General features: G+C 30.3%; 9 protein-coding genes. 1 reads left to right on the top strand and 8 read right to left on the bottom strand.

Features of this window, described 5'->3' with window-relative positions:
* Positions 1–169, top strand: a 169-nt coding sequence (locus tag ABZC13_RS09565) for a flagellin (RefSeq protein WP_373002820.1), incomplete at its 5' end; no start/stop codon positions are given.
* Positions 170–217: 48 nt separating this feature from the next.
* On the opposite strand, the gene ABZC13_RS09560 is transcribed toward ABZC13_RS09565, so the two are convergent.
* From ABZC13_RS09560 to ABZC13_RS09525, 8 genes are read right to left on the bottom strand one after another with little or no spacing between them, the layout of a single operon-like run.
* Positions 218–2,209 carry a 6-hydroxymethylpterin diphosphokinase MptE-like protein gene (locus tag ABZC13_RS09560; RefSeq protein WP_373002812.1) on the bottom strand — a complete coding sequence of 664 codons (1,992 nt, stop codon included), beginning with the start codon at positions 2,207–2,209 and terminating at the stop codon, positions 218–220.
* A gap of 6 nt (positions 2,210–2,215) precedes the next feature.
* Positions 2,216–3,181 carry a Gfo/Idh/MocA family protein gene (locus tag ABZC13_RS09555; protein ID WP_373002810.1) on the bottom strand — a complete coding sequence of 322 codons (966 nt, stop codon included), beginning with the start codon at positions 3,179–3,181 and terminating at the stop codon, positions 2,216–2,218.
* 11 nt (positions 3,182–3,192) lie between these two features.
* On the bottom strand, positions 3,193–3,651 hold the full coding sequence (locus ABZC13_RS09550; protein WP_373002808.1) for an acyltransferase: 459 nt from the start codon (positions 3,649–3,651) through the stop codon (positions 3,193–3,195).
* A 1-nt stretch (position 3,652) separates the two neighbouring features.
* A complete protein-coding gene (locus ABZC13_RS09545) occupies positions 3,653–4,738 on the bottom strand; it encodes a DegT/DnrJ/EryC1/StrS family aminotransferase (RefSeq protein WP_373002806.1) in 1,086 nt (361 codons plus the stop codon).
* Complete coding sequence (locus ABZC13_RS09540) at positions 4,731–5,711, bottom strand: Gfo/Idh/MocA family protein (RefSeq protein WP_373002804.1); 981 nt, start codon at positions 5,709–5,711, stop codon at positions 4,731–4,733. Before ABZC13_RS09540 ends, ABZC13_RS09545 begins: the two co-directional genes overlap by 8 nt.
* Positions 5,708–6,772: a DUF354 domain-containing protein gene (locus tag ABZC13_RS09535; protein ID WP_373002802.1), complete on the bottom strand. Its 1,065-nt coding sequence runs from the start codon at positions 6,770–6,772 to the stop codon at positions 5,708–5,710. Before ABZC13_RS09535 ends, ABZC13_RS09540 begins: the two co-directional genes overlap by 4 nt.
* Positions 6,769–7,560, bottom strand: a complete 792-nt coding sequence (locus ABZC13_RS09530; protein ID WP_373002800.1) for an SDR family oxidoreductase — start codon at positions 7,558–7,560, stop codon at positions 6,769–6,771. Before ABZC13_RS09530 ends, ABZC13_RS09535 begins: the two co-directional genes overlap by 4 nt.
* Positions 7,550–9,934, bottom strand: coding sequence for a radical SAM protein (locus tag ABZC13_RS09525; protein WP_373002798.1), 2,385 nt, complete (start codon positions 9,932–9,934; stop codon positions 7,550–7,552). The genes ABZC13_RS09530 and ABZC13_RS09525 overlap by 11 nt, the downstream gene beginning before the upstream one ends.
* Positions 9,935–9,936 lie beyond the last annotated feature (2 nt).

The following is a 9,936-nucleotide window of genomic DNA, read 5'->3' as shown; positions in this document are numbered from 1 at the left end:
CTCTGTAACTCAGGTAAATGTTGCTGCTGCTGAATCTCAGCTTCGTGATGTTGACTTTGCGGCAGAGAGTGCAAACTTTGCAAAACACAATATTTTAGCTCAGTCTGGTTCATATGCTATGAGTCAAGCTAATGCTGTTCAACAAAATGTTTTAAAATTACTACAATAATCTAACCATTTTATCTACTAAAGTAGATGAGTAAAGAATTTGAACTCTTTACTTATCTATATATACACTTAGACTCTCACAATAATAATTTACTATTTTAATCATATGATCTATCAATAGTTTATTTATATCCATATATGCGTCATTATTTACAAGCTTATTGTCAAGGTAGTTGAATATGTAAGGCAAAATGTATCTAAGGTAAGAATTATATATTAGACTTAACTCATATTTGGCAGTGCTTTGTTGATTGGTAATTACATCAGAAAATTTTATCAGATTTTCTAAATATTGCTTATTAGATTTACTTTGTGTATTTTTGTACTCATCTAATAATATTTTAATACTTTTTGCATGATTATGCTTGTCATTTATAGTTTTTAATTCACTACTTGTTAATTTATTAGATGAATTTCTTATACAGATTTTTTGTATATGTTTTTGTATCTTTTCTCTAGAGATTTCGATACTACAATCTAGTTTGTCACTACGCATTGATATTGTATTGTTAAATTTTATTCCGTCACCCAAGTTTATGACACTTTGATTTTCTTGTTTTATAAACTCCAAAGAGTGATTAACTATATTTATAGATGACATAAAGTGGGGGGTAGTATAAGTAAACTCAGACATATTGCCATTAACTTTAATAAGACTTTTAGTGTAATCTTTATTGTCTTTATCCTCTATATTTTCTTCTATGTCGATATTTGATACTCTTACGTGAGTATCCACATGTGTTTTTCCTGTCTCTTGGTCTATAGCCATATCTAGACCAAGAATATATATTTGCTTTACTCTTAGAAGTATAAGAAGTTGAAGACCTGTAGAACCTACACACGGCGCAACGGGTCTCAATGATTTTTCTCTATATTTTGTAGAGTGTTCAAATAAAAATAACTGTTTTTTAGAAAGTAAATTGGTAATTTCTTTTGGCACCTTGTCTGAAAATATATATATTGATTCTGATATGAAATCCAAAGATTTAACTGCTTTGAAATGTTTAATAGATTCAAGATGTCCATCCAATTGAACAATGATATTTGGAGATATTCCCTCTTTTTCTAAAAAAGGCAAAGTGGCACCAATAGCTACAATTATAAAGTTTTTATAATTGTTCTTTAGCCACGCTATATTTTTTTGAAGTGAAGGTCCGGCTGCTAAAAATAAAAAAGGTTTATCTCTTAGAACCTTATCTGAAAATGTTAAGCTTTTGTTTAAAAAGTTATAATCATCAAACAGGTATTCAAACGGTTTTACATAGTGTTTTAACATGCTATGATAGTAAAATGTTAGATGAGGCTGAGATACAATTTCTAAATGCATCTGATCTTGTTTTGATAAATTATGATTGAGCATATGGAAATATTTTATATAATGATTGTAAAAGTATTTTGTTGTTAAAAATCTTTCGACTGTATTGGAAAATTCATCTTTGTCTTCAAAAATAGAAAAAATAAGTTCAGATTTTTTGGAAAGTTCTTTATAGTTTATTGTAAACAAAGAGAGTCTAAACAGTTCTAAGTCATCTTCTACAATCAAATAAACTTTAGATGAAAGCTTTTTATCTATTTTATTTATATGAAGACCAAGACCTGAACCAAAGAAGATAAACTTTTCAATTCTCTCAAGACCATCATTTATAGAATAATTCTTTTGTATATGGTTGATTATAGGTGCAAATCCACTCAGATGATTCATAAAAGGTTCTTTGTCTTCATAAAGCTTTACGTCATCATCTGACACAACCCTTTTATGAAAGGTTTCAAAAAGGCTATTATCATTTTCAAAGTTTATACTTTTCACTGCTAAGTCAGCATGTTTTTGACTATCTTTATTATAAAGCAGGGTTTCAGTTGCTTTTTCCAAAACATCAAAATTACCATTTTCATATACAAGTTCATATTTTTCTTGATAGTGATTGTTCTCAATAGCCTTCTCAATAGCTACAATTTTATCAAATAGTTTTGGATGATAAGATTCTAAATAAGAAGTATTTTCTTTGAAGTTTGTTGTAATTAAAGTATTGATGTCTATCATTTACTATTATACCTTTGAAATTATTTCTAGTGCTTTTATAACATTTATAATAGATTGCTTGCTGGTAATAGGTTCACAATCATTTTCAACATACTCTTTAAAATGTTCAACTGCATTATTCAAGGATTGTCTATCTGGAAGCTCTGGGCTACTTGAATCAGCATATTTATATTGTACCATGTGTTGATAAAGTTCATTTTTTGTTAAATCTTTTTCTAGAACTATTCCTGCATCATATATCTCTATTTGTGAACTTTTTGTATCATCATATACTGCACTCATATTAGTTCCGCCTATGATCATCTCTCTGACTTTTACGGGGGATAACCAGGAAACATCTACGCTTACCACAACACCATTTTTTAGTTCCATATTAATAGAAGCTATGGCTTCATTCGGAAAATCTTTATACTTTCTTTTAAATACACTTACTTTTTCTATATCTAAACCGACTAAGTAATCTATAATAGCTAAGTCATGAACGGCTAAATCCCATATAACATCAGTAGAATATTGAAAAAGACCTAAATTTATACGTCTTGCATTTATGTATACGATATCTCCAAATTTATCTAAATTTTGTTTTAAATATTTTATTGGTTCGCTATATAAAAATATATGATCTACCATGTACTTTAGATTCTTTTTTTCTGCTAAGTTTATAAGCTTATACGCATCGTCAAGATTTAATGTAAAAGGTTTTTCTACAAAAATATGTTTGTTCGCTTCTAATGCTTGTTTGGCTATGTCATAGTGAGTGGCTGGCGGAGTTGCTATAAATACTGCATCTATATTGCTGGATAAGACTTCATCAAGAGAATTTTTTATTTCAAAATCATATAATTTTTTAGCTTCACTGACTCTATCTGCATGTTCATCGAAGATATTAATTAACTCGTAACCAACTGTATTATCAATAGCTTTAGCTAAGTTAATACCCCAATATCCATATCCTATTAAAGCTACTTTCATAATTATCTCTCTTATTCTAATATTTCTCGTATAAACTTAGCAGGGTTGCCTGCATATATACCAGGCTTTGTAATATCTTTTGTTACTACACTTCCTGCACCAATTACGACATTTGAGCATATTCTTACAGGTAGGATTGTAGCATTGGAACCAATAGATACATTATCTCCTATATTAGTTCTTATCCAATCATTAGAACTTGTCGATGGTGCTCCATTCTTAAATAAATCATTTATAAACATAACCCCATGGCCAATAAAACATTTATGACCAATTTGTACAAGTTCACATATAAATGTGTGCGATTGAATTCTAGTTTCACTACCTATTTTAACCCCTTTTTGTATTTCACAAAATGGACCAACAAAACAATTATCTTCTAAAAAACACTCATACATATTTACAGGCTCTACAACTGTTAGGTTTTTGCCATGTACAATATCTCTTATGGAAACTTCATATTTAGTCATGTTAGAACTCATTTAAAGTTTTAACAATTTTCTCAATCTCGAACTTTTCTAAATGCTCACCCATCGGTAATGACAATAAGTGAACATCACTTATGCATGCAAAAAAATCTGAAGTATCTTGAGTTATATAATTGTAAGCTTCAAGTTTTGGTAAGGCTATAGGGTAGTGTATTCCACTTTGAATTTCATTTTTATTCAAATATTCCATTAGTTCTTGAGGTTTATCCACCCGAACAACAAAAAGGTGCCATGAGTGATATATGTTCGAGTGTACTTTTGGAAGAATGATTTTATTATTGTCGATATTTTCTAGATAATAGCTAGCTACTGAATTTCGTTTTTCTAACCACGATGACAAATGAGGTAATTTCACATTTAATACAGCTGCTTGAAGTCCATCTAAACGAGAGTTTACACCTTCTATCTCATGATGATATTTTGTTTTACTTCCATGATTTGCATAAAGTCTAATGTTTTGAGCCAATATATCAGAGTTTGTACAAACTGCACCCCCGTCACCGTAAGCACCTAAATTTTTACCTGGGTAGAAACTAAAAATAGCTAAATCTCCAAAGCTTCCTACTTTTTTACCATTATATTTTGCTCCGTGTGCTTGTGCACAATCTTCAATAATTTTAAGATTATGTTTATATGATAACTCCAAAATAGAATCCATATCACAAGCTTGACCATAAAGGTGAACAGGGATAATAGCTTTAGTATTGGCTGTAAGTACTTCTTGTATTGTTTCTGCATTGATAAGGTAATCATCTCCTACATCTGCAAAAACAACCTTGCATCCATTGTGTGTTACGCTTTCACTTGTTGCTATATAACTATTGGCAGGAACAATAATTTCACTTCCCTTCTCTAAGCCAAGCGCCCAAATAGCAAGTTCTAGTGCATTTGTGCCACTGCCCACTCCAATAGTATGTTTAATCTCTTGAAATTCAGAAAAGTTCTTTTCAAAATTTTCTACATGTTTACCGCCAATAAAAGCAGTACTTTGGATAACATTACTTATGGCGCTATCTATATCACTTTTTATAGAGTGATATTGTTTATTTAAATCTAAAAACTTAATCATTAATAGCCTTTTTAATTATTTGAAGGTTGTATGCGAGTTTTAAAATTGACTCTTTTCCAGAGAGAGGTTCTTTATTCTCTTTAACTGACATTACAAAGTGTTCAATAGCATTATTAAGAGACATCGAACTTGTGATTTCAGGACGTTCTATATATATTTCAGGGCAACTTATATTTTGGTTGTAAAGAGCGTCATCAGTGTCTTTTTCCTGTACAAACTTGCCACTACTAATAACTTCTATCTGATCTTTAGCTAAATCATTATAGATAATGGTTTTATCTTCACCAATAATTGTAATCTCTCTAATCTTTTTAGGGTGGAACCATGAAACATCTATATTTATAGTAGTTTCACCACAAGTAAATAAGATGGTAGCCATTGCTTCGTTATCGTTAGAAAAGTTTTTATATTTTGTTGTGTTTACATATAGATTATCAATAGAGATGCCATCTAAAAGATATTCTAATATATAAAGATCATGTACGGCCAAGTCATCAATAGCACCATCATAATCTCTAAATAGACCTAGATTTTGGCGTTTTGAACTTATATGTATGACTTTTCCTATAGTGTGAATATGCTCTTTTATATACTGGACGGCATTTGAATATAAAAAGATATGATCTGAAAAAATAATTTTATTTTTCTCTTTTGCTAAATCTATAAGCTCTTTTGTCTGTTCAATATTCTGTGCAAAAGGTTTTTCTACAAATATATGTTTACCTGCTAATAGCGACTGCTTAATTAGTGGATAGTGTGTAGCTAATGGAGTGGATATAAAAACAGCTTCAATATCACTCTTTAAAAGCTCGTCTACAGTTTGATATGCTGTAAATTCATGAAGTTTCTGTGCCTCTTTGAGGCGTTTTTTGTCCAAATCAAAAATACTATGCACTTCAATATCTTTTGTGTTAAAAAGTGCCTTAGCTATATTTGTACCCCAGTAACCATAACCTAATTGTGCTACTTTCATAAAAATTTATCCTCTATTATGTTAAATATTTTCTCAAAACTACAGTCACTTTTGCAAAAAAAGTGTTTATTGTCTTGTTTCTTACCTAATAACTCTTGTACAAATTCAAGAGCTTCTGTCGAAGAGTTACTCCATTTAATAATTTTATTATCTATTAGATATTTATCATGAAATAGTAAAAATGAGCGTGTAGATATTACAGGAATACCCATATATCCAGCTTCCAAGTTCATAGTACCTCCTCCACCAATTAACATATCGATGAAAGGATAAAATTCTTCAGGTTTTAGTTTCTTTTCTAACACTGTAACACGGTCTGAAAATAGTTCATATAGATGCGTACTCTCATATCTTGGCATAATTACAATATTTACATCCATAATATTTAAAATCTTATCAATAAGCTCATAGATTACGGGAAGTTTTTCATTTACATAGTTAGCTTTAAATTCCTCTTCACGACATAAAATAGTGTATTTTGAACTATCTAAATTATATTTTTTTCTAAAATCATTTTTTGATTCTTTAGTGATTTTTTTCATCCATAAACATACATCTATAAAATCATAGCTTATAATTTTTTTGTTATCAACTCCAATCTTATTGTAGATATCTGCTGGTACAACAAATGGATGGAAAAGAAGATCAGACAATGGAAAGGTAAGCTTAGAAACTACTGTAATATCATCATAGTTAAACTGATGGTTTCTAAGTGGAGTATCTGCAAAATTGACTGATTTTATTCCAATGGCTGAGGCGCATTGTATAGCATCTACACTAGCCCCACAAAGTAATACTTTAGGGTATCCAATCTCCTTAAATAAATCTAAAAAACCTTGTTGTCGTTGCATTCTTGTAGTGAACTTTTCTTCAAGAGTATCGCCATAGCCACCAATATTATGATGTTTAATCCCATGTAGTGTTAACAACTCGCTTGATTCTTTGTAGCTCTCATTGTGCCTTGTTGTAATTACATACTTATAACCTTTAGATTCTAGTATAGGTATAAGTTCTATAAAAAACATTGAATACTTTGGTTCTAATATATCAATCCAAATCATAATATCCTCTCATGTTTATCTCTATTTAAAAAATACAGGTTTTCGCCATTGGAGTGAAAAAACATTCCATTTGGCTTACCTTTGGGCTGTGTAAGCAGTTTTAGCACCATATTTATTATTATTGTTGGTGAAGTATCTGAGTTTGGATTCATTTCGCTTAGTGCGACGTCAGCCACTAGTGTATTAAATTGTATGTCTTCATTTTTATATTTTGCTTCAATCTCAAGCGCCAATGAACTAGCCATTGAATTTAAAGCTGTTTTAGAAAGGTTATATATACCTGAGCTCAATGTTTTACATGAAAATCCTGCTTCTGAACTTATAAAAATAGTACGAAAAGATTCAGCATATATATTTTTATCAATAATTGTTTTACTAATATACCAAGGTGCTAATGTATTTGTGTGCAGTATGCTCAACAACTCATCAAAGCTACTGTCTAAAAGAGGGTATGTTTTAGTGTCATCTGGTGGTAAAGCTGCTGAATGAATTATGCCATCACACTTGCCATAATTATTTTTTATATATTCAATTGCATAGTCTATGGAGTTATTATTTGTAATATCACATACTAAGATATCTAAATTATTTAGATTTATATCTTGTTTGCATTCTTGCAAAGCTGTTTTTCGTCTAGAACTTATAATGACATTTGCACCCAAAAAAGCTAAGGCTTGTGCAATAACTTTACCATATCCAGTCCCAGCACCAGTAACCCAATATACTCTTTTTTCAAAAAAAGATGATTTGAAAGGTGCTATCTCTGATAAAATTTTGTTATGTATCATTTGTTACACTTTTACCTTGGGTTATATCCTCGATTGTTCTTCCTTTTATAATTCCTTCTGCAATTAATTTAGGACGTGAACCAATACGCATACCACCTTCTAAGAGTGCTACACATACTTTTTGGAACCTCTCAATTCGCATTTTTTCATCAATAAATGGCTTCTCGCTGTACCATAAATCGTTTGGCACAAAATGAGGGTACTTTTTATATATTTCGTATTTATCTTCAAAAAATTTAATATTGAAATTTTCTGGGTTATCGTAGTATTGACTTCCAGCAAGAAGCATAAGTGAATGAATAAAGGCCATTTGGTGGATGTATTTTTTGTGTTGTAGTGCAAATTCTATAGTCTCTAGTATATCTTCTTCTCTTTCTCCAGGTACACCAATAACCATATTTGTCTCAGTAACTATTCCAGCTTCCTTGCAGGCAACAAGATTTTGAGTAATCATTTTTTTTGGATAGCCTTTTTTTTGAACTCTAAGAGACTGCTTTGACCAACCATCTACTCCAAAGCGAATAATGGTAAAACCAGCTTTTCGCATTAGTGTCATAAATTCAACATTATTTCTATGATCAATACGAAGCTGACCAATCATAGTAATTTTAAGACCTCGTTTTATGATTTCTCTACACATATCAGCTATTTTATCTGGGTCACCGTTAAAATCACTCTCATTAAATGAAAAATGATAGAAGCCATGACCATACAACCACTCTATCTCATCAACAACTCTAATAGCGCTATGTTGACGCCATACAAAACATTCTGCACAAAATGTACATTTAGCCCAGTGACATCCTCTACTTGTTACAACTTGTGCTGGTTTATAGCCATTAAAACGTGTATATATACTTACGTCATGAAACCAATCATATTGTGGAAACTCAAGTGAATCTAAATTTGCTTCTAATGGAGCAGGGGTCCAAATTCTATCTACTGAATCATATCTAGATATAATTCCATCCATATCTTTAGGCATTTCAGAACGCTTTAGAGCCTTTAGTAATTCACAAGTTGTTAACTCTCCTTCACCTATAACCATATAATCAGCTTCTTCAAATATTAATCTGCCCATAGTATGGTTTGTGCAGTTCATACCACCTACGATGCAGACTATATCTGGTAAGTCTTGTTTGACTCGCTGTAACACTTTTTTGGAAAAAAGAATGTTGCTAAAGTGAAGAGAAAAACCTATGCTTTTTGGTGAAGCCTTGATAATATCTAGGCTTATATTTTCTATTTCATCTGCAAAGAATTCCATAGTTTCTTCTTTGTCCCATTCAAAAGCATTTGCTTCTAGCCACATGTTCTCAGGTAGAATATAGCCATTTTTAAGTTTATATTCTGTTGTTCCATTTAAGATACGTCTTTGATGGTACTCATGATATAAGACAACATCATAGTCTACAGTTTGAAAAGTAATCTCGGGTATTGTTTTTAGTTTATTGTGCAGGTAAGCTAGACCATTCGGCATACTTCCATCTTTTTTAGCGGGTAAATCAAGCAGTAAAAAATCAAGATTTTTTTCTAAAGTTATTTCTGGAATATTAAATGGATATATATGCTCAATGTATGGAAGCCATGCAGTTTTTGCAATAGCTGTAAAATCTATTTCGCTTAAAATATCATATGTCTCAATTTCAATAGTATGAAACTTTTTATTTAACTCTTTTTTTGTTTTTAATATAGTGTCAATATCGGTGGCTAATATAAAAACATGATCATTATCGTTTATATCTTCTATTTTGTAAATAGTTTGATTAAAGTTTTTAACATATGTTGATAGTTGCTCATCAGCACGCAATATCTTTATATTATTGTTATTTAAGTAATTAAAAATAGTGTTAAGTTGAAATATATCTGATGAAGAATTATCATACATTAAAGATAGATTGGGAACAAATCTAAAAAAACTTTCTTCCAATGGCGCAATGTCAGGATATATTTCACGTATATTATAAAAACTTGAGTGCCCAGGAATTAATTCCTTGTCAACATCATTAAGTGAAAATATTTTTACATTTAGGTTATACTTATTTATACTTCTATCGTTAAATGTGTCAAATATAATATCTATATCTTTAGGTATTTGATTAATATCAATAACATTTATATTAAAAAACTCTGTATTAAAAAGATACTCGTGTTCATCCACTTCTAATATATACTCTATAAGCGAGCCAAATTCTGAGCATGTATTTAACATGTAACGACATAGCTTATCTCTGCCAAAAAATGCAACTTTTTTATTTTCATTCTTTAGCGTCGTATATATTGAATAAATTATATTTTTATCAGATAATGAAAAATCAAACTTTAGCATATTCGAAAAATTATAAATTACATGGTCAGTAGTTAATTTTGTCATAA

The organism is Sulfurimonas sp. (assembly GCF_041563035.1).
GTDB lineage: Bacteria > Campylobacterota > Campylobacteria > Campylobacterales > Sulfurimonadaceae > Sulfurimonas.
Note: the sequence above shows the minus strand (reverse complement) of the source record. Positions and strands in the feature narration are given on the sequence as shown.

Excerpts from the sequence above, each read along its gene's own strand:
- ABZC13_RS09560 (WP_373002812.1), bottom strand. The coding sequence starts at position 2,209 with ATGATAGACATCAATACTTTAATTACAACAAACTTCAAAGAAAATACT.
- ABZC13_RS09550 (WP_373002808.1), bottom strand. The coding sequence starts at position 3,651 with ATGACTAAATATGAAGTTTCCATAAGAGATATTGTACATGGCAAAAAC.
- ABZC13_RS09530 (WP_373002800.1), bottom strand. The coding sequence starts at position 7,560 with ATGATACATAACAAAATTTTATCAGAGATAGCACCTTTCAAATCATCT.
- ABZC13_RS09555 (WP_373002810.1), bottom strand. The coding sequence starts at position 3,181 with ATGAAAGTAGCTTTAATAGGATATGGATATTGGGGTATTAACTTAGCT.
- ABZC13_RS09525 (WP_373002798.1), bottom strand. The coding sequence starts at position 9,934 with ATGACAAAATTAACTACTGACCATGTAATTTATAATTTTTCGAATATG.
- ABZC13_RS09540 (WP_373002804.1), bottom strand. The coding sequence starts at position 5,711 with ATGAAAGTAGCACAATTAGGTTATGGTTACTGGGGTACAAATATAGCT.
- ABZC13_RS09535 (WP_373002802.1), bottom strand. The coding sequence starts at position 6,772 with ATGATTTGGATTGATATATTAGAACCAAAGTATTCAATGTTTTTTATA.
- ABZC13_RS09545 (WP_373002806.1), bottom strand. The coding sequence starts at position 4,738 with ATGATTAAGTTTTTAGATTTAAATAAACAATATCACTCTATAAAAAGT.